Annotated in this window: 19 protein-coding genes; 15 read left to right on the top strand and 4 right to left on the bottom strand. The window is 71.1% G+C overall.

Translation table 11 applies throughout. The features are described from left to right. Positions 1 to 181 precede the first annotated feature (181 nt). The 4 genes from JOM49_RS23355 to JOM49_RS23370 are packed head-to-tail and all read left to right on the top strand — an operon-like array spanning position 182 to position 3,335. Positions 182 to 586, top strand: a complete 405-nt coding sequence (locus tag JOM49_RS23355; protein ID WP_209666377.1) for a hypothetical protein — start codon at positions 182 to 184, stop codon at positions 584 to 586. Between the two features lie 7 nt (positions 587 to 593). Continuing rightward, entirely contained in the window at positions 594 to 1,223 is a 630-nt protein-coding gene (locus tag JOM49_RS23360) for a DUF3558 domain-containing protein (protein ID WP_209666378.1), read from the top strand. A gap of 10 nt (positions 1,224 to 1,233) precedes the next feature. After that, on the top strand, positions 1,234 to 2,577 hold the full coding sequence (locus JOM49_RS23365; RefSeq protein WP_209666379.1) for a WXG100 family type VII secretion target: 1,344 nt from the start codon (positions 1,234 to 1,236) through the stop codon (positions 2,575 to 2,577). After that, on the top strand, positions 2,574 to 3,335 hold the full coding sequence (locus tag JOM49_RS23370; protein WP_209666380.1) for an ESX secretion-associated protein EspG: 762 nt from the start codon (positions 2,574 to 2,576) through the stop codon (positions 3,333 to 3,335). The genes JOM49_RS23365 and JOM49_RS23370 overlap by 4 nt, the downstream gene beginning before the upstream one ends. A gap of 251 nt (positions 3,336 to 3,586) precedes the next feature. Here the strand turns inward: JOM49_RS23370 and JOM49_RS23375 are convergent, their stop codons facing one another. Further along, positions 3,587 to 4,780 (bottom strand): Glu/Leu/Phe/Val dehydrogenase dimerization domain-containing protein, encoded by a 1,194-nt coding sequence (locus JOM49_RS23375; RefSeq protein ID WP_209666381.1) that lies wholly within the window; start codon positions 4,778 to 4,780, stop codon positions 3,587 to 3,589. A 244-nt stretch (positions 4,781 to 5,024) separates the two neighbouring features. On the opposite strand from JOM49_RS23375, the gene JOM49_RS23380 reads away from it, so the two are divergent. From JOM49_RS23380 to JOM49_RS23410, 7 genes are all read left to right on the top strand, one after another. Continuing rightward, positions 5,025 to 5,948, top strand: coding sequence for a LysR family transcriptional regulator (locus JOM49_RS23380; protein ID WP_209666382.1), 924 nt, complete (start codon positions 5,025 to 5,027; stop codon positions 5,946 to 5,948). Between the two features lie 204 nt (positions 5,949 to 6,152). Further along, the gene (locus tag JOM49_RS23385) at positions 6,153 to 7,424 is read left to right on the top strand and encodes a glutamate-cysteine ligase family protein (protein WP_209666383.1); all 1,272 of its coding nucleotides are present in this window, start codon (positions 6,153 to 6,155) and stop codon (positions 7,422 to 7,424) included. Between the two features lie 6 nt (positions 7,425 to 7,430). Then, positions 7,431 to 8,786, top strand: coding sequence for an ergothioneine biosynthesis protein EgtB (egtB, locus tag JOM49_RS23390; protein WP_209666384.1), 1,356 nt, complete (start codon positions 7,431 to 7,433; stop codon positions 8,784 to 8,786). 6 nt (positions 8,787 to 8,792) lie between these two features. Beyond that, the gene (egtC, locus tag JOM49_RS23395; RefSeq protein ID WP_209666385.1) at positions 8,793 to 9,536 is read left to right on the top strand and encodes an ergothioneine biosynthesis protein EgtC; all 744 of its coding nucleotides are present in this window, start codon (positions 8,793 to 8,795) and stop codon (positions 9,534 to 9,536) included. A gap of 16 nt (positions 9,537 to 9,552) precedes the next feature. Next, positions 9,553 to 10,530, top strand: a complete 978-nt coding sequence (egtD, locus tag JOM49_RS23400; protein ID WP_209666386.1) for an L-histidine N(alpha)-methyltransferase — start codon at positions 9,553 to 9,555, stop codon at positions 10,528 to 10,530. A 102-nt stretch (positions 10,531 to 10,632) separates the two neighbouring features. Beyond that, positions 10,633 to 12,243, top strand: a complete 1,611-nt coding sequence (locus JOM49_RS23405) for an alpha/beta hydrolase (RefSeq protein WP_209666387.1) — start codon at positions 10,633 to 10,635, stop codon at positions 12,241 to 12,243. 263 nt (positions 12,244 to 12,506) lie between these two features. Further along, a complete protein-coding gene (locus tag JOM49_RS23410) occupies positions 12,507 to 12,932 on the top strand; it encodes an MgtC/SapB family protein (protein WP_245369439.1) in 426 nt (141 codons plus the stop codon). A 454-nt stretch (positions 12,933 to 13,386) separates the two neighbouring features. Here the strand turns inward: JOM49_RS23410 and acnA are convergent, their stop codons facing one another. From acnA to JOM49_RS23425, 3 genes are all read right to left on the bottom strand, one after another. Beyond that, entirely contained in the window at positions 13,387 to 16,194 is a 2,808-nt protein-coding gene (gene acnA, locus JOM49_RS23415; RefSeq protein ID WP_282773420.1) for an aconitate hydratase AcnA, read from the bottom strand. Between the two features lie 256 nt (positions 16,195 to 16,450). Then, on the bottom strand, positions 16,451 to 17,980 hold the full coding sequence (locus JOM49_RS23420) for a flagellar basal body protein FliL (protein ID WP_209666388.1): 1,530 nt from the start codon (positions 17,978 to 17,980) through the stop codon (positions 16,451 to 16,453). Next, on the bottom strand, positions 17,977 to 18,477 hold the full coding sequence (locus JOM49_RS23425) for a hypothetical protein (RefSeq protein ID WP_209666389.1): 501 nt from the start codon (positions 18,475 to 18,477) through the stop codon (positions 17,977 to 17,979). The genes JOM49_RS23420 and JOM49_RS23425 overlap by 4 nt, the downstream gene beginning before the upstream one ends. 220 nt (positions 18,478 to 18,697) lie before the next feature. On the opposite strand from JOM49_RS23425, the gene JOM49_RS23430 reads away from it, so the two are divergent. The 4 genes from JOM49_RS23430 (at position 18,698) to JOM49_RS23445 (ending at position 22,167) form a co-directional block, all read left to right on the top strand. Further along, entirely contained in the window at positions 18,698 to 20,041 is a 1,344-nt protein-coding gene (locus JOM49_RS23430) for an NlpC/P60 family protein (protein ID WP_209666390.1), read from the top strand. Positions 20,042 to 20,105: 64 nt separating this feature from the next. Next, positions 20,106 to 20,429 (top strand): MmcQ/YjbR family DNA-binding protein, encoded by a 324-nt coding sequence (locus JOM49_RS23435; protein WP_209666391.1) that lies wholly within the window; start codon positions 20,106 to 20,108, stop codon positions 20,427 to 20,429. 4 nt (positions 20,430 to 20,433) lie between these two features. Beyond that, positions 20,434 to 20,979, top strand: a complete 546-nt coding sequence (gene mobA / locus JOM49_RS23440) for a molybdenum cofactor guanylyltransferase (RefSeq protein WP_209666392.1) — start codon at positions 20,434 to 20,436, stop codon at positions 20,977 to 20,979. Between the two features lie 114 nt (positions 20,980 to 21,093). Continuing rightward, positions 21,094 to 22,167, top strand: a complete 1,074-nt coding sequence (locus JOM49_RS23445; RefSeq protein ID WP_209666393.1) for an AAA family ATPase — start codon at positions 21,094 to 21,096, stop codon at positions 22,165 to 22,167.

Raw genomic sequence — 22,167 nt, forward strand, 5'->3', positions numbered from 1 at the left:
GATCCTGTCACCCGGGGTAGTGCCTTCGCAATCCGTACGTACGTACTGTGTTGCCGGGTGGCTGGTGGATCCCCGGATTTCCCCCGTCTCGGCGGAACCCTGCACTAGTCTCCTGCGTCACAGGCATGATCACCGTGCCGGGTTCCGTGGACCCGGCTTTCGTGGACTGGGGAGAGCGGGCATGTTCGACGTGGGTGGTGCGGCCAGTGCCGCGGTGCAGAAGGTCTGGGGAAGTTTGCCCACCGCCGATGCCCCGGCCGCCGCACCCGGTGGAGCGGGCGGTTCCTTCGAGATGGACGCCGAGGAACTCGACGCGGTCATCGGCCTCTGGGAAGCCGAACTCGACAAGCTGGTCGAGGACGCGCAGGTGATCGAAGACATCTCCTGGAGCTTCACCCCGCCGGCCACGGACGACGCGAGCGTCGGCTACGTCAACGCGGGCGTCGACTCGATCGAGGCGCTGCGCTCGCAGAACGACTCGATGCTCAAGTACGCCCAGGAGTACGTGAAGAAGCTGAAGGCGGCCAAGGAAGCCACGGTGGCCGCCGACGAAGCGAAGGCCCAGGCACTCCAGACGGCTGAATAGGGCGAGCGTGAACAAGCTGAAAGCTGTGGTCCTGCTGGTGGTCGCCGCGGCCTCGCTCGCCGCGTGCTCCGGGGAGACCGGGGGCAAGCCGCGGCCGGTGGAAACCGCCGCGCCCCAGGGTTCTCCGACCGGACAGCCACCGGACGGGCCGTCGATCCCGGACCCCCTCGACGCGAGCCCGTTCCTCGGCGACCCGTGCAACCTGACGCCGCAGGCGAAGCTCTCCGGACTCGGGTACACCGAGCCGGGCGAGCCGAAGACCGAGGACGACGTCGCCAAGGTGCTGGCGGGCCCGAGCTGCCACTGGCGTGGCACCGAGCCGGGCGTGGGCATGACGGTCCAGGTGCAGACCGGGAACCGGGACGCCGGGATCGGCGGTGTGGCCGGGCTGGAGAAGGCCAAGCAGAGCCGCCAGCTGGGTTTCCTCGAGCAGACCGAGGGCATCGGCGGGTATCCCGCCTTCTTCGCGGGCCAGTCGGACCGCCGGGCCACCGGCACCTGCGCGCTCGCCGTCGGCATCGCCGACGACCTGACCTTCACGGTGACCAGCCTGGGGTACCAGGGTGCGCAGGATTCCTGCGACAACTCGGCAGGGGTCGCCGCGATCGTGATCGACACGCTGAAAGGGGGCGCCTGAGGTGAGCGGCATGGACGGTCAGGCGATCTACGACAACTTCAAGGGCGGCGACAGCGATCGCCTCCGGATCACCGCGGAGAACGTGCAGAAGCTGTCCTCCTCGTTCGAGGACCGGGCGCAGAGCATCAAGTCGCTGCAGGAGCGGATGAAGGCGTCCTGGACCGGGGACGGCGCCGACGCGGCCAACGCGGGCGCCGGGCCGATGGAGCGCGCGTTCGCCGAGACGGCGCTGCCGCTGGACATCACCGCGGTGTCGGTGCAGGCGCAGGCGTCCGGGTTCGACCACACCAGCAACGCGGTGGTGCCGGTGCCGCCCGCGCCGGAGAAGCCGAGCGGCTGGAGCCTCGGGCTTAAGTCGGCGATCCCGATCGCGGGGCCGTTCATGGCCGCCGACGAGGTCAACGACTACCAGAAGGGCGTGCAGGCCCACAACGAGGCGAACGAGAACAACGTTCGCGCGATGGACCAGTACAGCGACATCAGCAAGAGCACCCAGCAGGCGCTGCCGACCGACTACCAGTTGCTGACCTCCGACGGCGCCGCGGTGAAGCTGAAGACCGACGGTCCCGGCCCGGTCACCCCGCCGAACTGGCGGGAGCCGTGGCAGGGCAGCGGGGAGAACGGCGGCGACACCGGCGGCTCCGGCGGTGGTGGCGGCTCCGGCTCGGGCAAGATCGACGACTCGACCGGCAGCAGCGGCACCGGGGGCACGGGCGGTACGGGTGGCACCGGCGGGACCGGGGGTACTGGCGGAACCGGTGGCACGGGCGGCACCGGTGGTACGGGTGGTACCGGCGGGGACACCGGCGGGACCGGTGGCGGCACCACGTCCAGCGGTGACAAGGGCGGCAAGGACGGCGGCGGGACCACGACCAAGCTGCCGCCGAAGGTCCCGACAGGCAAGCCGGGCTCCGGCGACCCGGTGGTCGGCCTGATCAACAACCCGAACACGAGCAACGCCAATCCCGGCGGCAACCCGCCCGGGCCGGGCAATCCGGCCACGACCGGCGGCGGACGGCAGGGCGGCAGCGCCGCGGGCCGGCTGCTCGGCGGTGGCCCCGGCGGCGTCATGGGCGCGGGCGAGGCGGCGGCTCGTGGGGCGGGCAACTCGCTCGGCGCCGGTCGCGGTGTCGGTACGGGTGGCCTGCTCGGCGGCGAAGCCGGCGGTCGCGGTGGCGCGGCGGCCGCGGGCCGTGGTGGCAGCGCGGGCGGCCCGATGGGCGGCGCGCCCGGTGGCCGCGGCCAGGGTGGCGAGGACGAAGAGCACCAGCGGCCGAGCTGGCTGGTCGAAGCCGACCCCGACGCGCTGTTCGGCACCGACGAGCGCACCATGCCCCCGGTGATCGGGGAGTGACCGCTCCGACGGTGGTCCCGGTCGCCGCGCTGGCCGCGCTGGTCGGCCGGGAACGGGCCGGGCAGCTGCACATCACCCTGCAACCGCAGCCGATGTGGTACCCCGACCGCGATCGCGACGAGCTGTCCCGGCAGATCGACGAGGCGCTCGCCGAGGCCGGGCTGCTCGACCACACCGGCCGGACCAAGGTCGAGTTCCTGGACCTGCTGCCGCTGCTGACCTCGGCGTCCATCGAGTTCTACGGCTGGGCGACGCGCGGCGACGAGACCATCGGCCTGCTCGCGGCTTCGCGCGGCATGCTCGGGGTGCTCGCCGTGCGCTCGGGTGCCTGGGTCACCATCCGCGAGGTCGGCCAGCACGAACTGCCCGAGGCACTGGTCGCCGAACTGCCCGAGCTGTACGCGGGTGGCGGCCGGTCGCAGACGGTGCGGGTGCGGGACTTCGAGGACGCCGCGCGCGGCAAGGAGCAGGGCCGGACGCTGCCGCAGGCGATTTCCGACGTGGTGAAGGTGGTGCAGCGGCCGGTGCACGGCACCGGTGAGCTGTACGCGGGCAAACGCGACGAGGTCGGCCGCTACGCCCGGGTGGAGCAGCCGCTGCACTACGCCGACACGGACTGGGGCCGATACCTCAACTACACCGTCGGGGACGGCCCGGAAGCCGAAATCCACGTAGCCCCGGCAACCCCAGCCGCCCTGGCCGACGCCCTACGCTCCCTGTCCTCCACCCTCACCCCAGCCCTCCGCCAAACGCTATGAGTGGGGCATTACTTGCAATGGATGCAAGTAATGCCCCACTCATAGCATTCCGCCGGGTGCAGCGAGTGCGGAACTCACCCTCAGACAGCCGAACCCCACGTTCAGGAAGCCGAACCCCACGTTCAGGCAGGTGAATCCCACACTCGGGCAGCCGAGTTCCACGTTCCGGGTCTCGAGCAGCCGAGTGGCAAAGATCGGCCGGGGCGGGGTTCACCTGCCTCCGACACAGGTGAACCCCACCCCGCCGACGACTAGGGGATGGTGAGCGCGGGGGCCAGGTGCTCGGTGGCGGCCCGCTCCACCCGGTTCGCCGCCGCGAGTTCCCAGCCGGTCTCGCGCGGCGGGCGGCGGTCGGTGTTCCACTGCGCCAGCAGCAGCGCCACCTTCGACTGCATCTCGGTGCGCAGCCGCAGGAACGAGTCCGCCGGGTCCGCACCGACCTCGCCCAGCAGCAGCCACCACGCCCACGCGGCGGCACCGGCGTTGGCGACGAAGTCCGGGATCACCGGGATGCCCGCCAGCACCAGGGTGGCTTCGGCGGCCTCGGTGGTGGCGGCGTTCGCCGCTTCCACGACCACCTTCGCGGCGACCTGCTCCACATTGTCCTCGGTGATCGCGTACGAGATCGCCGCGGGCACGAAGATGTCGGCCTCGATGCCGAGCACCGCGTCGCGCGGCAGTCGTTGCACGTCCGGCGCGACGCGGCCGCGGTCGATCTCCCCGTAGGCGTCGCGCAATTCCAGCAACGCCGGGACGTCCAGGCCCGCCGGGTGGTACAGCGTGCCCGCCGCGTCGGCGACCGCGGTCACCCGCATGCCCGCTTCGTGCAGGTACCAGGCCGCGCCCCCGCCCATGGTCCCGACACCCTGGATGGCCACCGTGGTCTCGGCCGCGTCCCAGCCCCACGCCGAGGCGACGCCGAGGCAGGACTGCGCGACGCCGTACCCGCCGACCACGTCGCCGAGCAGCAGCCCGCCCGGGACCGGCGCGTTCAGCCCGGTCTGCACGCGGCGCAGGGTCCGCGCCGGATCGGCCGCCCGGGAGATGGCCGCGTGGTAGGACTGCTCGAGGCCGAGGCTCGCGAACACCTCGTCGATCAGGTGCTGCGGCACGCCGAGGTCTTCAGCGGTCACCCAGTGCGCGTCGAGCCACGGGCGCATCGCCGAGCAGAACCGGCTGAGCACGTCGAAGGCCCGCGGGTCCTTCGGGTCGAAGTCGATGCCGCCCTTGGCGCCGCCGACCGGCAGGTTGAACGTGGCCGTCTTGTTCGCCATGCCCCTGGCCAGGTCCTCGACCTCGGTCATGGTGCAGCCGGGGCGCATCCGCGTGCCACCGGTGGCCAGCCCGGAGACGAGCGTGTGCACCACGAGAAATCCTCGAGTACCGGTCACCGGGTCCGTCCAGGTCAACCTCAGCAACGGTTCGGTGCTGTTCTGGGTGCTCACTCGACCCACCTCCAAGCTTTTCTCGAGCGGGCGGGCCCAGGCGGTTACGTGCGCACGGCGAACACACCGGTTTGGACCCACCCTCGGGTGAGGTACTCCACCGGTGTGGCTTCGGTTCTGGACGGTCGTGCGACGGGGAAGGCGCTGGGGCGTTGCCGCGTTCCGGGTTACCTGGTCCAGAGTGAGCCCGAGGCGCCCGGGCGTCCAGTTAAGGATCGTGCACGTTTTTGTTTAGGGTTTGTGTATGGAGTTTTCGTTGCAGAGACTGCGGATGCTCCGGGAGCTGGATCGGCGGGGAACCGTCACCGCCGCCGCCGGAGCACTGCACTACACGGCGTCGGCCGTTTCGCAGCAGCTGGCCCAGCTCGAACGGGACGTCGGCGCGAAGCTGTTCGAACGGCTCGGCAGGCGCGTCCAGCTGACCGAGCTGGGCAAGCTGCTCACCTCGCACGCCGAGGAGATCCTCGGCGCGGTCGAGCGGGCGGCACTGGCGCTCGAGGAGGCCCAGGAGTCCGTGACGGTCCGGCTCACCGCGGGGGTGTGGGCGTCGGTGGCCTCCGGGCTGCTGCCGCACGCGCTGACCGCGCTGGCCGCCGAGCACCCGGGCATCAAGGTGCGCACCCGTGAGCTGGCACCGGAGGAGACCGCGGACGCGGTCCGCGACGGGTCGCTCGACTTCTCGTTCGTCATCGACTACTCGGACGCGCCGATGCCGTGGGATCCCGGGCTGGAACGCGCGGTGGTGGCGGTGGAACGGCTGCACGCCGCGGTGCCGGCCGGTACCGTGCCCGCCGCCAGCATTTCGCTGCTCGAGCTGGCGGACCAGCCGTGGATCCTGGCCAGCCCGAAGAGCCACTTCGGCCGGGCCATCCGGATCGCCTGCCAGCGCCACGGGTTCGAGCCGAAGATCGACCACGAGGTGGAGGAGCAGGCCACCGCGATGGCGATGGTGGCGAAAGGACTCGGCGTCACCCTGGTCTCCGACCTGGGCCTGATGCTGCGACCGCCCGGTGTGGACACGGTCGCGCTGGCCAGCCCGCTGATGCGGACGGTGTCCATCGCCTACCGCACCACCGCGCTGCGGCGGCCGTCGATGCAGCTGGTGATCCACGCCGTGCGCGCCGCCGCGGCCGAGCTCGGACTGGCCACGGAGACCACCCTCCCCTGACTGGCCGCCACCCGGCCAGATTCGCTCGAATGGCGTAGCGATCACGCCCGGAATCGGGGTTTTCATGCGGATCCCGCGCCCGATTCGCCCGGCCGTGGCGCCCCGTGCCCACCTCGCCGCCACCGTGGTCGGCTGCGATTGTCGGACCCCGCGTGTAGCGTCCGAATCCTGGTGATCCCACTAGACATCCAGTTTGGAGGTGGCATGGCGACGGTCAGAGATTTTCCTTCTCCCGCAACGGGTAATCTCGCCGCGCGGGTGGTTTCCGACCGCGCGGAGGGTGAGGCCTACGTCGCGTCGGTGTGCTTCAAGCACGGTCCGCCGAGACTGCTCGGGGTGGAACTCGAGTACACCCTGCACCACCGGGACGACCCGTCCCGCCCGCTCGACCCCGGGGAACTGGCCGCGGCACTCGGCCCGCACACCCCGGTGACGCTCGATCCCGGCAGCCCGGCCACGCCGCTGCCGGGCGGTTCGCCGGTCAGTCTCGAACCCGGCGGCCAAGTGGAGCTTTCGGCCCTCCCCAGTGAATCCCTCGCCGATCTCGCCGGCGTCGTCGACGCCGATCTCGCCTATCTCACCGAATTGCTCGCCCGGTCCGGGCTGGAACTGGGCGCCACGGGCATCGACGCCCATCGCGCCCCCCGCCGGGTCCTGCAGACCCCTCGCTACGCCGCGATGGAACGCCGTTTCGCGCCGGACGGTCCTGGCGGCGCCACGATGATGTCCAGCACGGCCGGGCTGCAGGTCTGCGTGGACACCGGCGAGGCAGGGGACCTGCCGGCGCGGTGGGCCGCGGTCCACGAACTGGGCCCGGTGCTGCTGGCCCTGTTCGCCAATTCCCGCGTGCACGCGGGAAAGGACACCGGCTCCGCCTCGGCCCGCTGGCTCGCGGTGATGGCCACCGAACGGGCCCGCACCTTCGCCGCCACCGCCTCGCCGGACCCGCCGGCGGACTGGGGGCGGCGGATGATGGACACCCCGGTGATGGTGGTGCCCCGGCGGGACGGCCCGTGGGACGCGCCGGTGCGCTTCACCTTCGCCGACTGGATCGAAGGCCGGGGTGAGGCCGGGGTGTTCGGCCCGCCCACGGTGGCCGATCTGGACTACCACCTCACCACCCTGTTCACCCCGGTGCGCCCGCAGGGATACCTGGAGATCCGGTACCTGGACGCCCAGCCACCGCGGGGCTGGCTCGACGCCACCGCCCTGCTCGTCGCCCTGCTCGCCCGGCCCTCCACAGTGGACAGGGTCCGCGAACTCTGCGAACCCGTCGCCGGTGCCTGGGAGACCGCGGCCGGTCGCGGGCTCGCGGACCCGGCCATCGCCGCGGCCGCCAGGGCCGTGGCCGACCTCGGTTGCGCCGCACTCGGCGATACCGGGCTGGCACCGCCGGTGATCGACCGGATCGCCGCCGCCGTGCAACACCGAGCCGCATCCCCCTCAGCTTCGCCTACCCCAGAGGAAAGGGCGTGAACCCCCGTGGCTACCTCGACCGCGGAGAACAACCCGCTGCTCGACCTGAGCCCGCAGGACCTGCGTGCGCACACCGCCGAAGCCCTCACCAGGGCACGAGCCCGCAGCACCGCACTGACCGATGCCGTCGACGACGAGGACCTGGTGCGCCAGCACTCCAAGCTGATGTCGCCCCTGGTCTGGGATCTCGCGCACATCGGCAGCCAGGAGGAACTCTGGCTCGTCCGTGACGTGGGCGGCCGTGAGCCGCTGCGCCCGGACCTCGACGAGATCTACGACGCCTTCATGCACGCGCGAGCGGATCGCCCCGGCCTGCCGCTGCTCGGCCCCGCCGACGCCCGCGCCTACGTCCGCGAAGTCCGCGACAAGACCTTCGACGTGCTGGAGAGGTCCCCGCTCGACGACGGGAACGCCTTGCAGCGCAACGCGTTCGCCTTCGGCATGATCACCCAGCACGAGCAGCAGCACGACGAGACCATGCTGGCCACGCACCAGCTGCGCCGCGGTGAGCCGGTGCTGCACGCCCCGTCGCCGCCACCCCGCCGCGCCGGTGCGCTGCCGGCCGAAGTGGTGGTCCCGGCCGGTGCGTTCGTCATGGGCACCACGGCCGAGCCGTGGGCGCTGGACAACGAGCGTCCCGCGCACGAAACCCCGGTGGACGCCTTCGCCATCGACACCACGCCGGTCACCAACGGCGCCTACCTGGAATTCCTCGACGGCGACGGGTACACCGACCCGCGCTGGTGGAGCGAGGAGGGCTGGGCGTACCGCAACGAGCACGACATCGTCGCCCCGCGTTTCTGGCGCCGCGAAGGCGGGCAGTGGTGGCGCGTCCGGTTCGGCGTGCACGAGCGCATCCCGGAGGACGAGCCGGTGGTGCACGTTTCCTTCCACGAGGCCGCCGCGTACGCGGCCTGGGCGGGCAAGCGGCTGCCGACCGAGGCCGAATGGGAGAAAGCCGCCCGCTTCGACCCGGTGTCGGGCCGGTCGCGCCGGTTCCCGTGGGGTGACGAGGAGCCGACAGCCGAGCACGCGAACCTCGGGCAGCGGCACCTGCGCCCGGCCCCGGTGGGCGCGTACCCGGCCGGTGCCTCGCCGCTGGGCGTGCACCAGCTGATCGGGGACGTCTGGGAGTGGACGAGCAGCGACTTCCACGGCTACCCGGGCTTCCGCGCGTTCCCGTACCGCGAGTACTCGGAGGTGTTCTTCGGGCCCGGGTACAAGGTGCTGCGGGGTGGGTCGTTCGGCACGGACGCCGCGGCGATCCGCGGCACCTTCCGCAACTGGGACTACCCGATCCGGCGGCAGATCTTCGCCGGGTTCCGGTGTGCCAGGGACCTGACCGCCGGCGAGCGGGCCTGAGCGCCGATGTGCCGACACGTGGGTTACGTGGGCGAGCCCTGCTCGCCGGCGGAGCTGCTGTTCGAAGCGCCGCATTCGCTGCTGCACCAGTCGTACGCCCCGGCGGACATGCGGGGCGGCGGCACGGTGAACGCGGACGGCTTCGGCCTCGGCTGGTACGGAGCGGCGGGCGAGCCGCTCCGGCACCGGCGTCATACTCCATTGTGGACAGATGAGGGCCTGCGCCCGCTGGCCGCTTCCCTGCGCACCAAGGCATTTCTCGCGGCGGTGCGCAACGGCACCGTCGGCATGCCGGTGAGCGAGGCGGCCTGCGCGCCGTTCGGCGACGGGCGGTGGCTGTTCAGCCACAACGGCCTGGTCCGGGACTGGCCGGAGTCGGTGGTGCCGCTGGCGGAGAAGCTGCCGGTGGCCGACCTGCTCCGGCTGCCCGCGCCGACCGATTCGGTGCTGCTGTGGGCGGTGCTCTCCGCCCGCCTGCGCGACGGGGCCGAACCGGTCGGTGCGGTGACCGGACTGGTCGGCGAGGTCGAGGCGATCGCGCCGGGGTCCCGGCTGAACCTGCTGCTGACCGACGGCGAACTGCTGGTCGGTACCGCGTGGACCCACGCACTGTCCTATCTGGTCACCGAGACCGGTGTGGTGGTCGCCTCCGAACCCTGCGACGACCGGCCGGGCTGGACCCCGGTGCCCGAACGGCACGCGGTCACCGTCCGCGGCCGTCAGGTCGAGATCACCCCGATTCCCTGCTGAGGAGCGAAAACCCGCCATGAGCGAACCCGATCTCACCGAGCACCACAGCCCGGTCGACGTCACCGAAGCCCTGCGCGCCGACGTGCGCGCCGGGTTGAGCGCACTCCGCAAGTGGCTGCCGCCCAAGTGGTTCTACGACGCGGCGGGCAGCGAGCTGTTCGAGAAGATCACCGCGCTGCCCGAGTACTACCCGACCAGGGCCGAGCGGGAGATCCTCGCCGGCCAGGCCCCGGCGATCGCGCGGGCCACCGGCGCGCGCACCCTGGTGGAACTGGGGTCGGGGTCGAGCGAGAAGACCCGCCTGCTGCTCGACGCGCTGACCGCGCACGGCACGCTGGAAACGTTCGTGCCACTGGATGTTTCCGGGGCGGCACTGGCCGAAGCCACCGAGGCGATCGCCGCCGAGTACCCGAAGCTCGCCGTGCGCGGCGTGGTCGGCGACTTCACCGAGCACCTGGACCTGCTGCCGGGCGGGTCCCCGCGGGTGGTGGCCTTCCTCGGTGGCACCATCGGCAACTTCCTGCCCGCCGAACGCGCGAAGTTCCTGCGCTCGGTGCGCGAGGTGCTGGAGCCGGGGGAGTGGCTGCTGCTCGGGGCCGACCTGGTGAAGGAGCCCGAACGGCTGGAACGCGCCTACGACGACGCCGCGGGCGTGACCGCCGAGTTCAACCGCAACGTGCTGCGCGTGATCAACGAGCGGCTCGGCGCGGACTTCGACGTGGACGCCTTCGAGCACGTCTCGCACTGGAACGCCGAGGACGAATGGGTCGAAATGTGGTTGCGTGCCACCGAAGAGCAGGTCGTCCGGATCCCGGGGGCCGATCTGGAGGTCCACTTCGCCGCGGGTGAGCACGTGCGCACCGAGATCTCGGCGAAGTTCCGGCCGGAGGGCCTGGCGGCCGAACTGGCCGCCGCCGGGTTCGACGTGGCGGAGCGGTGGACCGACGCCGAGGGCCTCTTCAGCCTGACGCTGGCCGCGGCCGACAGGAAATGAGTTAACCGATTCGGACGGCGCCACGCCGGTCCCTCCCGTGGCATCCTCCGCTCGCTGGTGACGGCGAAGGGAGGACTCGTGTTCAATTCCACGGGAGGGCCGGTGCGCAGACAGGTGCTCGCCGGTGCGGTGGTGGTGACGTTCGCGGTGGCCGGGCTGCCCGCGACAGCCGGGGCCGCGCCGGCGCGGGCACCGGAACCGGCGGCGGTGGGCGCCACCGCGCCGATCAACTGGACGGCGTGCCCGGCATCGACGCTGGTCGGCGTGCCGCCCGCACAGCACCAGAACTTCAGCTGCGCCTACCACCGGGTGCCGATCGACCACGACAACGCCGCACTCGGCACCATCGACATCTCGCTGCTGCGACGGCACGCCCGCCAGCCCGCGGCGAAGATCGGCTCGCTCTTCCTCAACCCCGGCGGACCCGGCGGCTCGGGCCTGCGCATGCCGATCAGCGCGGACCGCTTCCTCGAACCGGAGCTGCTGGATCGCTTCGACGTTGTCGGCTTCGACCCGCGCGGGGTCGGCGGCAGCAACCCGCTGCGTTGTTTCACCACCGCCGAGGACCAGGCCGAGGTGTTCGCCAAGCAGGTGTCCGTGCCGATCACCCGGACCGAGATGTCGGACTCGCTCGCCGCCTACCGCGACTACGCCGGCTTCTGCGACCGCAACGCGGGGAGCCTGCTCGACCACATGTCCACCCGGGACGTGGTCCGCGACCTCGACCTGCTGCGCGCCGCGGCCGGGGACCAGAAGCTGACCTACATCGGCTTCTCCTACGGCACGCTGATCGGCGCCACCTACGCGAACATGTTCCCGAAGACCACCCGCGCGCTGGTGCTGGACGGCAACGTGGATCCGAAACTGCGCACGAGCAACGGCCTGCAGTACGACCGGGAACGCGCGCGTGGCTTCGAGATCTCGCTCGGTGCTTTCCTCGCCGAGTGCAAGGAAGTGGGGCCGAAGTGCGCGTTCAGCTCAGGCGATCCGCGGCAGAAGTTCGACGAAATCCGCGAACACCTCCGCAAGCAGCCGATCCCGCTGCCCGCCGGTGGCTCGCTGACCATCCACCAGTTCACCGACGGTGTCGGCAGCGCGCTGTACAACTTCTCCGAGTTCCCCGAGCTGGGCGAGAACCTGCAGGCGGTGTACGAGGTGCTGCACCCGCCGGCCGCGAAGGTCGTGGCGGCGGCCGACCTGCCCACGCTGACCGCGCCGAGCACGCGCAACCGGTACGACGTGCGGCCGGACACCCCGTACACCGCGGACGATTCGTACTTCGCGGTGAACTGCTCGGACAAGGCGTTCAAGCACAAGCAGGCCAAGCTGCCCGAGATCGCCGCGCAGTGGGAGAAGGAGTCGCGCACCTTCGGCCGGTCGCAGGCGTTCGCCGACGCGGCGGCCTGCCCGGTGTGGCCGGGGGAGAAGGAGCCCTACACCGGGCCGTGGAACGCCAGGACCGAGACACCGGTGCTGGTGGTCGGCAACTACTACGACCCGGCCACCCAGTACGAGTTCTCCCGGCGGATGGCGGACCAGCTCGGCAACGCGCGGCTGGTCTCGGTCGACGCGCACGGGCACTGCATCCTCGGTGACTCGCAGGGCGTGGACGACGTCGCCGCCGACTACCTGGTCGACCTGAAGGTGCCGCCGCCCGGCCTGGTCTTCCAGCCGGACGTGGCCCCGTTCGATCCGGTGCTCGCGGCGAGTTGAGTGAGGCCGAGCCGGGCGGCGCGCGGAGGTGTGCCGTCCGGCTCATCGCCCTCGGAAAGCCTGCGGGCCGAGTGTAGAGTCGATCAGCCCTGATCAACGGCCGCGTCCGGCGGCCGGGGCCACGAAACGGAAGCGAGGTGAGCGGCACATGCCCGAGGACAGTTCTGGCGGGATCGGCACCGCCGCCACCCGCTGCGTGGCCCGGCGGTAGCCCTTTCCCGTCCTGTCCGGTTTGTGTGCGCACGCCGGGAAGGCAGGTCGTGATGACCTACTGGGAAGTACTGCTGCGCGTCGGCACCGGGGTCGGCCTCGGCGCGGCCATCGGGTTCGAGCGCCAGTTCCGCGCCAGGATGGCCGGGCTGCGGACCAACACCCTGGTCGCGGTCGGCTCGACGTTGTTCGTGCTGCTCTCGGCACACGGGTTCGACGGGCTCGGCAACGCCGACCCGACCAGGGTCGCCGCCCAGATCGTCTCCGGCATCGGGTTCCTCGGTGCCGGCGTGATCCTGCGCGACGGCGCGAACATCCGGGGCCTCAACACCGCGGCCACCCTCTGGTGCTCGGCCGCCGTCGGCGCCCTCGCCGGCGCCGGGCTGTACAGCGTCGCGGCCGCCGGCGCCACCGTGGTGGTGCTGGTCAACGTCGGCCTGCGAGCCCTCGCCCACACCATGGACCGCCGCCCCGACTAACCCCCGGCATCCGAACCCCACACTCAGACGCCTGAACCCTCCGCTCAGGTAGCCGAACCACACGTTCAGGCACCTGAGTTCCACACTCAGGTAGCCGAACCCCGCACTCAGGCAGCCGAGTTCCACGTTCCGAGTCGCACACACTCGGAAACTCGGCTACCCGAACGTGGGACCCAGCTACTTGAATGTGTAGCTCAACCGCCTGAGTGCGGGACTCGGCTACCTCAACGCGGAACTCGGCTACCTGAACGTGCGGTTCGGGCGCACGAGTGTGTAGTTCGGGTGCACGAGTGTGGAACTCAGATGCCTGAGTGCGTAGTTCGGCTGCCTGAATGCAGTATTCGGCTGCGTGAGCGGGAGACTTCGGGGCTTCGAGGCCTGAATGCTGTGAGTGGGGCATTACTTGCGTTGAATGCAAGTAATGCCCCACTCATGGCGTTGTTCAGGAAGTGGCTCAGGCGGTCATCTTGCGCAGCACGTACTGCAGGATGCCACCGTTGCGGTAGTAGTCGGCTTCACCCGGGGTGTCGATGCGCACCACCGCGTCGAATTCGACCTTGGTGCCGTCCTGCTTGGTGGCGGTCACCTTCACCGTGCGCGGGGTCTCACCGTCGTTCAGCTTGGTGATGCCCGCGATGTCGAAGGTCTCCGTGCCGTCGAGGCCGAGCGAGGAGGCCGACTCGCCTTCGGGGAACTGCAGCGGGATCACGCCCATGCCGATCAGGTTCGACCGGTGGATGCGCTCGAACGACTCGGTGATCACCGCGCGCACACCCAGCAGCGAGGTGCCCTTCGCCGCCCAGTCACGGGACGAACCCGAGCCGTACTCCTTGCCGCCCAGCACGACCAGCGGGGTGCCCGCCGCCGCGTAGTTCTGCGCGGCGTCGTAGATGAATGCCTGCGGCGCGCCCTCCTGCGTGAAGTCGCGGGTGTAGCCGCCCTGCACGTCGTCCAGCAGCTGGTTGCGCAGCCGGATGTTGGCGAAGGTGCCGCGGATCATCACCTCGTGGTTCCCGCGCCGGGAACCGTAGGAGTTGAAGTCCTTCTTGTCCACGCCGTGCTCGGTGAGGTACTCCGCGGCCGGGGTGCCCGGCTTGATCGCGCCGGCGGGGGAGATGTGGTCGGTGGTGACCGAGTCGCCCAGCTTCGCCAGCACGCGCGCGCCGGAGATGTCGGTGACCGGCGAGGGCTCGGCGGCCATGCCGTCGAAGTACGGCGGCTTCCGCACGTAGGTGGACTCCGCGTCCCAGTCGAAGGTCTTGCCCTCCGGGGTGGGCAGCGACTTCCAGCGGTCACCGCCGTCGAACACGTCGGCGTAGTCCTTGGTGAACATCTCCTGGGTGATCGCCGAGTCGATGGTCTGCTGGATCTCCTGGGTGGACGGCCAGATGTCCTTCAGGAACACGTCGTTGCCGTCGCCGTCCTGGCCCAGCGGCTGCGACTCGAAGTCGAAGTCCATCGTGCCGGCCAGCGCGTAGGCGATCACCAGCGGCGGCGAGGCCAGGTAGTTCATCTTGACGTCCGGGTTGATCCGGCCCTCGAAGTTCCGGTTGCCCGAGAGCACCGACACCACGGTCAGGTCGTTCTCGTTGACCGCCGCGGAGATGTCCTCCGGCAGCGGGCCCGAGTTGCCGATGCAGGTGGTGCAGCCGTAGCCGACCAGGTGGTAGCCGAGCTTCTCCAGGTACGGCCAGAGCCCGGCCTTCTCGTAGTAGTCGGTGACGACCTGGGAACCGGGCGCCATCGAGGTCTTCACCCACGGCTTGACGGTCAGGCCCTTCTCCACCGCGTTGCGGGCGAGCAGGGCCGCGCCCAGCATCACCGACGGGTTGGAGGTGTTGGTGCACGAGGTGATCGAGGCGATCACCACGGCGCCGTGGTCGAGCACGAACTCACCGCGGTCGTCGGACTTGACCCGCACCGGGTTGCTCGGCCGCCCGGTGGCGCCGTCCGCCGCGGACTGCAGGTCCACCGCGTCCTCGTCGGCGAAGGAGAGCGCGCCGGGGTCGCTGGCCGGGAAGGACTCCTCGACCGCCTCGTCGACCTTGGTGTGCGGGGTCTCCTTCTCGCCGTTGACGTAGTCGTGCACCGACTTGCGGAAGGCGGACTTCGCGTCGGTCAGCTCGATGCGGTCCTGCGGGCGCTTCGGGCCGGCGATCGAGGGCACCACGGTGGACAGGTCCAGCTCGATGTACTCGGAGTACTCCGCCTCGCGCGACGGGTCGTGCCAGAGGCCCTGCTCCTTGGCGTAGGCCTCGACCAGCGCGACCTGCTCGGCCGAGCGGCCGGTCAGCTTGAGGTAGCGCACGGTCTCTTCGTCGATCGGGAAGATCGCCGCGGTGGAGCCGAACTCCGGGCTCATGTTGCCGATGGTGGCGCGGTTGGCCAGCGGCACCTCGGCCACGCTCTCGCCGTAGAACTCGACGAACTTGCCGACCACGCCGTGGCGGCGCAGCATCTCGGTGATGGTGAGCACCACGTCGGTGGCGGTCACCCCGGCCGGGATCTCGCCGGTGAGCTTGAAGCCGACCACGCGCGGGATGAGCATGGAGACCGGCTGGCCCAGCATGGCCGCCTCGGCCTCGATGCCGCCGACGCCCCAGCCCAGCACGCCCAGGCCGTTGACCATGGTGGTGTGCGAGTCGGTGCCGACGCAGGAGTCGGGGTAGGCCTGGCCGTTGCGGGCCATCACCGTGCGCGCCAGGTGCTCGATGTTGACCTGGTGCACGATGCCGGTGCCCGGGGGCACCACCTTGAACTCGTCGAAGGCGCCCTGGCCCCAGCGCAGGAACTGGTAGCGCTCGCGGTTGCGCTGGTACTCGAACTCGACGTTGCGCTCGAAGGAGTCGGCGGTGCCGAACACGTCGATGATCACCGAGTGGTCGATCACCAGCTCGGCGGGGGCGAGCGGGTTCACCTTGTCGGGGTCGCCGCCGAGGTCGGTGACCGCCTCGCGCATGGTGGCCAGGTCGACCACGCACGGCACGCCGGTGAAGTCCTGCATGATCACGCGGGCGGGGGTGAACTGGATCTCGGTCGACGGATCCGCCTTCGCGTCCCAGCCGCCGAGCGCCCGGATGTGGTCGGCGGTGATGTTCGCGCCGTCCTCGGTGCGGAGCAGGTTCTCCAGGAGAACCTTCAGGCTGTAGGGCAGGCGCTTCGAGCCGTCGACCTTGTCCAGGCGGAAGATCTCGTACGAGGCGTCGCCGACCTTCAGCGTGTCACGCGCGCCGAAGCTGTCCTTGCTGGCTGGTGCAGTCACGTCTAACTCCATGGGCATGGACGGACCTGTGAGAAGTCGTCCAGGGTCAGTTCGGTGTGTTCGGTGCGGTCGTTCGGGTGGACCACCGCCGAGTCTTGCGCACCGACGCCGCGTCCGCAGCAGCGGTCCGGCATCGGTGCCCGTGACAAACAGTACGCTTGTCCTGTTTTCGATTCAAGCCGCCACGCCGGTGGCGCGCGAAAAAGGCCCCCGCGAAGATCGCGGGGGCCTTCTCGGCGCGGACGCGCGGGAGGTCTCAGTCCGCCAGTTCGAGCAGCGCCTTGATGTCACCGGGCTGCAGGCTGCGCAGGACCGTCATGCCCTGCTCGCTCAGCGTGCGGATCGGGCTGACGTAGTGCTTGCCGGAGACCTCGGTGGTGATCACGCCGACACCCTGCTTGAGGATGCCGGTGCCGAGGCTGGTCAGCGCCTGCCTGACCGCGGGCGGCATGGAGCTGTCCGACTCGCTCTCGATCAGGTCGGCCAGTTCCGAGGCGCAGATGCGCTCGGTGCGGCCCTCCATGGTCATCGAGTAGCAGTCGGCGTCCTTGCTCAGCTTGAAGTCCTCGCCGTCGGGGCCCTGCATCTCGAGCGCGGTCAGCGTGGCGCGGGTGCCCCCGCCGACGCTGCTGCTCTCGGTCTCCAGCTTGAGCACCTTCGCGCCGCTGGGCTTCTCGCGGCCCGCCGCCTCGAGGATCGCCGGGCCGGCGTCCTGCAGCGCGCCCATCTCGTCCGGCGGCAGCAGTTCGATGACCCGCCGGATGTCGGCGTCGAGCGCGGCCTGCAGCAGTTCCTTGACCGCGTCGTTCGAGCTGGCGGCGCCGTTGGCCGCGATGCCCTGCGCGGGCCACGCGGTCTTCTCCTCCAGCAGCGCGTAGTCGGCGATCGTGTAGAGCAGGCTGGGGTACCAGGCGTCGTCGACCTTGACCGTGGCGATCCGCACCGGCTCGCCCTTGTTCTTGCGGACCTCTTCGGCGATGTCGATGGTCTCGGTCTCCGGGCCGGTGGGCACGTCGTCCGAGCTCAACGCGGCGTCGAGGAACTCCTTGGTCAGCGGGATCTTGGAGAAGTCCGCGGTGACGGTGATCTTGCCCGCGGTCAGCTTGGTGATCGTCAGGTGGTCGTTGACCTGCTGGGACTGGCTCTCGTCGAAGACCAGGCCCTCGGTCTTGATCTCCATGCCGGACAGCGCCTGGGGGTCGGCCTCCTGGCGGACGATCTCCAGCCGCTTGAGCTCGGCGGCCACCTCTTCGATCGGGTCGGTGAACAGCGAGGCCTCGGCCGGGGCGAGCGTGCTGAGCAGGCCGACCACGTCACCGGAGCCGATGGTGTTCGCCAGGTTCTGCGCCGCCAGCGTCGGCGTCTCCGCGCCACCGGAGGAGCTCTGCGACAGCGCGAACCAGGTGACCCCGCCGCCGACGGCCACCACGAGCGCGATCACCAGGCCGAGGATCAGGCCCTTGCGGCTCCTGGGCGCGCCGGGACCGGCCGGGCCGGCGGGACCGCCGGGCTGGACCGGGTAGCCGCCGGTGCCCTGCTGCTGGGCGTAGTACTGCTCCTGCGAGTACTGCTGCTCCTGGGAGTACTGCTGCTGGTACTGGCCCTGCTGCGCGTACTGCGGCCCGGTCTGCGGGGCGTACTGCTGGCCGTACTGCTGCTGTTGCTCACCGGTGTGCGGGTAGTACTGCTGCGCCGTCGGCGGGTACTGCTGCGGGTACTCCTGACCGCCCTGCTGCCCTTCGCCACCCTGCTGCGGCCACTGGCCACCCTGTCCTGGACTGGTCACGAGACCCCTCGATTCTGTTGTGCCTGGCCGTCGTGCCCGCGCGGCCGCAGTGACACGGCGACCGCGCCGAGCGCCCCGATGACGGCGACCAGCGTGCCGATGGTAGTCGTGACGGGTCCCAGTGGTGTTACGCCGATGGGCCCGCCCTCGTCGCCACCTTGGACGGCGGCGAACCCCGCCGCGGTTCCCACGAATATCGCGAGCACCACGGTCAGCGCGGCACCGGTGCGGGTGAGCCCGAGCACCAGCATGGCGATCGCGGTGGCGGCCAGCAGCGGCACCACGATCCACACCCGCAGCGCGAGCAGGACGACCGGGTTGCCGGTGAGGTCGAAGCGGTCGATCAGGCCGACCAGCTGGTAGCTGCTGCGGTTCACCGACCCCGACCGGAACCAGCTGAGGAAGCTGCCCACCACGGCGAGCACGAGGCCCGCGGCGGCGGAGGCGGCCAGCACCTTGGTGGCCATCGAGCGGGCGGCCGTCGGGCGGTTCGGCACGGTTTCGTCTCCTCGGTTCGCGGTCGGTGCCGCTTTGGACGCGCGGCGGGGGTGCTCGGTTCGCCCGGGCGCGTCCCCGGATCGGGGGAAATGTGATCAACGAGGCCGGTGTTGGGCGTGTGACTGGTGGTCATCGTGGGGTGCAGGTGGCACAGTGCTGGCCAGGACGGGTGTTGTCGCAGGTCAACCGGTGTCGGTTGAGGACAGACGGAGGTGGCGGGTGCGGCGTGGCGAACGGGTGCGGGCGGGCTGGGCCACCGTGGGCTCACTCATCGTGGTCCTCCTGCTGGGCGGAACTCCGACCGCGGTGGCCGTGCCGCCACCGCCGCCGAACCCCAGCGACGCCGAGCTCGGCGGCAGCCGCCAGGACGCCGACGCGAAGGCGGGCGAGGTCGGCAGGCTGACCAACCAGCTCGCCGAGGCCGAGTCCAAGCTGGGCGAGCTGCAGGCCGAGGTCGAGCTCAAGATGGAGGACGCGAACAAGGCCCGCGTCGACATGGAGACAGCGCAGGACGAGGCGAGCGCGGCCCAGCGCGACGCCGACTCGGCGGGTGCCGAGGCCGACGCCGCCGCGTCCGAGGTGGAGAAGGCACGCGCCGACCTCGACCGGTTCGTCGGCGCGAGCTACCAGCAGGGCAGCCGGATCGGCTCGGTCTCGGCCTACATCGGCTCGGACAGCCCCAAAGATTTGCTCGCCCGCGCCCAGCTGCTCGACGCGGTCGGTGGCAGCCAGGTCGACGCGCTCGAGGGCATGCAGCGCGCGCAGACCGGCAAGTCGAACAAGGACGCCGAGGCACGCAAGAAGCTCGACGTCGCGCGGGAGAAGCAAGCGGCGGCGGAGCGGGCGAAGGGCACCGCCGACGCCGCGCAGAACGAGGCGGTCCGGGCCCAGCAGGACCAGGCGGCGGCCAACGGACGGCTCGAATCCGAGAAGGCCGACGTCGAGCGGCGGCTCTTCGAGGCGCAGTCCCGGGTCAGCGGGCTGGAGGGGCAGCGCCAGCGGTACGAGGACTGGCAAGCGCAGAAGCGCGCCGAGGAAGAGGAGCAGGCCCGCCAGGCGGCGATGGCGCAGCCGAGTCCCGGCGGGTCCAAGAACAACGGCTCGGCGGGCAAGCCGTCGGCGCCGTCCGGACCGGCCGGGCGCACGGTCGAGGCGGTGATCGCGCGGGCGATGTCGCAGCTGGGCGTGGTCTACGCCTGGGGCGGCGGGAACCAGAGCGGGCCCACCCGCGGCATCCGCGACGGCGGCGTGGCCGACGCGCACGGCGACTACCGCAAGATCGGCTTCGACTGCTCGGGGCTGATGATCTACGCCTTCGCCGGGGTGAAGGCGCTGCCGCACTACAGCGGGTACCAGTACGAAGCCGGGCGGAAGGTGCCGCTGTCGCAGATGCGCCGCGGCGACATGCTGTTCTGGGGCCGCGGCGGCGGCCGGATCCACCACGTGGCGCTCTACCTGGGCAACGGCCAGATGGTCGAGGCACCGCACTCCGGCTCGGTGGTCAAGGTCTCGCCGGTGCGCTACGGCGGCATCATGCCCTACGCGACCCGCCTCATCGGCTGAGGTCGATTTGGCGCCTTCCCGTTCGACGCCCGGGTGAGAACCCCGAGTCCGGACGGAGAGGACCATGCTCGAACCAGCAGACGTGCGCCGGATCGCCCTGGCGCTGCCCGAGGTCACCGAGGTGGCCGAGGGGGCGGCGCTGAGCTTCCAGATCCGGCGCCGCACCTTCGCCGCGGTGGTCGCCGACGGCACGCGCGCCCTGCTCCACCTCAAGGAGGCCGACGTCCGCGCGGAGGTCGAGGAGGAGCCGTCGGTGTTCAGCGGACTCGTCCGGCAGCGGCGGCTGCTGCTGGAGGTCGACCTGGCCAGGGTCGACCCGGAACGGTTCCGTGAACTCGCCGGCCGGGCCTGGGCCTGGCGCGCGCCGAAGCGGTACGTGGCATCCTGAGCCGGTGTTCGCCGGGATAGTGCTCGCCGGTGGCGAAGCCCGGCGGTTGGGGGGCGTGGACAAACCCATGCTCGAGGTGGGTGGCAGGCCGCTGCTCGCGGGCGTGCTCGACGCGCTCGGCGGGGCTGACGCGGTCGTGGTCGGCCCGCCGCGGCCCGGCCTGCCCGCCGTGCGCTGGACCAGGGAGCAGCCGCCGGGCGGTGGTCCCGTGGCGGCGCTCGCCGCCGGGCTCGCCCTGCTGCCCGAGGCGACCGAGATCGCGCTGCTGGCGGCGGACCTGACCGGGCTGACCTCGTCCACAGTGGACCGCCTGCGCCGCGCCCGCGGTGACGCGGACGGTGCCCTGCTGGTCGCGGACGGCCACCGGCAGTGGCTGACCGGGGTGTGGCGCGCCGGTGCGCTGCGGGCGGCGATCCCGCCCGATCCCGCCGGCGCCGCGCTGCGCCGGACCCTGACCGGTTTGTCCATTGTGGAGGTACCCGCGGTGGCGGGGGAGGCGGCCGACGTGGACACCCCCGAGGACCTGGACCGGTTGCGCCGCTCGCGGTGATCGCGTCTTCACAGCCGTCATACCGGGACGCCGGTTGACTACGGTGGCGGCACCATCTGTAGAGCACCTTGCTGTAGGAAAACGCTGTAGGAAACCCTTGTCGAGGAGGCACCCGTGACCGATCCCGGCTACGCCGAAGGCGTGCCCGGTCAGCAACCCGGCACCCCGGCGCGGGACGCCCAGTTGCTGGAGCGCACCGTGTTCGAGGTGAAGCGGATCATCGTCGGGCAGGACCGGCTGGTCGAGCGCATGCTGGTGGGCCTGCTGGCCAAGGGGCACCTGCTGCTCGAAGGCGTGCCGGGCGTGGCCAAGACCCTCGCCGTGGAGACCTTCGCGCGGGTGGTCGGCGGGTCCTTCTCCCGCGTGCAGTTCACCCCCGACCTGGTGCCCGCCGACATCCTCGGCACCCGGATCTACCGCCAGGGCGCCGAGCGGTTCGACGTCGAACTCGGCCCGGTGGTGGCGAACTTCGTGCTCGCCGACGAGATCAACCGCGCGCCGGCCAAGGTGCAGTCGGCGATGCTCGAGGTGATGGCCGAGCGGCACGTGTCCATCGGCGGCAAGACCTTCCCGATGCCCGACCCGTTCCTGGTGCTGGCCACCCAGAACCCGATCGAGAACGAGGGCGTCTACCCGCTGCCCGAGGCCCAGCGCGACCGGTTCCTGTTCAAGATCGTGGTGGAGTACCCCACGGCGGAGGAGGAGCGCGAGATCGTCTACCGGATGGGCGTGACCCCGCCGGAGCCGCACGAGGTGCTCAGCCCGGCCGAGCTGGTCCGCCTGCAGGGCGTGGCCTCACAGGTCTTCGTGCACCACGCGCTGGTCGACTACGTGGTCCGGCTGGTGCTGACCACCCGCACCCCGGCCGAGCACGGCCTCACCGACGTGGCGGGCTGGGTGTCCTACGGCGCCTCCCCGCGCGCCAGCCTCGGCATCATCGCCGCTTCGCGGGCGCTCGCGCTGGTCCGCGGCCGTGACTACGTGCTGCCGCAGGACGTGGTGGACGTGGTGCCGGACGTGCTGCGCCACCGCCTGGTGCTGTCCTACGACGCGCTGGCCGACGGGGTCCCGCTCGACCACATCATCACCCGGGTGCTGCAGACCGTGCCGCTGCCGCAGGTTTCGGCCCGGCCGCAGGGTCCGCAGGGGCCGCAGCAGCCGGTGCCGGCGGGCGCGCCGGTCAGGTAA

Origin of the sequence: Amycolatopsis magusensis (assembly GCF_017875555.1) — a bacterium.
Classification (GTDB): Bacteria; Actinomycetota; Actinomycetes; order Mycobacteriales; family Pseudonocardiaceae; genus Amycolatopsis; species Amycolatopsis magusensis.

Bases quoted from the DNA above. Each gene is read 5' to 3' on its own strand.
- JOM49_RS23355 (WP_209666377.1), top strand. From the start codon at position 182: ATGTTCGACGTGGGTGGTGCGGCCAGTGCCGCGGTGCAGAAGGTCTGG.
- JOM49_RS23365 (WP_209666379.1), top strand. From the start codon at position 1,234: ATGGACGGTCAGGCGATCTACGACAACTTCAAGGGCGGCGACAGCGAT.
- JOM49_RS23380 (WP_209666382.1), top strand. From the start codon at position 5,025: ATGGAGTTTTCGTTGCAGAGACTGCGGATGCTCCGGGAGCTGGATCGG.
- JOM49_RS23385 (WP_209666383.1), top strand. From the start codon at position 6,153: ATGGCGACGGTCAGAGATTTTCCTTCTCCCGCAACGGGTAATCTCGCC.
- egtC (WP_209666385.1), top strand. From the start codon at position 8,793: ATGTGCCGACACGTGGGTTACGTGGGCGAGCCCTGCTCGCCGGCGGAG.
- egtD (WP_209666386.1), top strand. From the start codon at position 9,553: ATGAGCGAACCCGATCTCACCGAGCACCACAGCCCGGTCGACGTCACC.
- JOM49_RS23410 (WP_245369439.1), top strand. From the start codon at position 12,507: ATGACCTACTGGGAAGTACTGCTGCGCGTCGGCACCGGGGTCGGCCTC.
- JOM49_RS23435 (WP_209666391.1), top strand. From the start codon at position 20,106: ATGCTCGAACCAGCAGACGTGCGCCGGATCGCCCTGGCGCTGCCCGAG.